General features: G+C 41.0%; 1 protein-coding gene. It reads right to left on the bottom strand.

Annotated elements, in window-relative coordinates; all coding sequences use genetic code 11:
* A partial coding sequence (locus tag AAEZ03_RS28135; RefSeq protein ID WP_350583236.1) for an EAL domain-containing protein occupies positions 1–256 on the bottom strand: 256 nt, incomplete at both ends.

Below are 256 nucleotides of genomic sequence, written 5' to 3' on the forward strand. Positions count from 1 at the left end.
AGTCACTGGTTTGCCGAACCAATAGCCTTGCCCGTACTGGCAACCCATGTCTAATAGTAAATCACGCTGCTGCTCGGTTTCGATACATTCAGCGATAACTTGCATGTCAAGTGCCACTGCCAAATCTAAAATTGCCTTGACGATGGCGTATTGAGTACGGTTGGTTTCAATCTTTGATATAAAACTTTTATCGATTTTGATAAAGTCAAAAGGGTATTCTTGTAAATAGCTTAAAGATGCATAACCTGTGCCGAAG

The sequence above is a fragment of the Pseudomonas sp. HY2-MNA-CIBAN-0224 genome, assembly GCF_040310285.1.
Taxonomy (GTDB): Bacteria; Pseudomonadota; Gammaproteobacteria; order Pseudomonadales; family Pseudomonadaceae; genus Aquipseudomonas; species Aquipseudomonas helleri.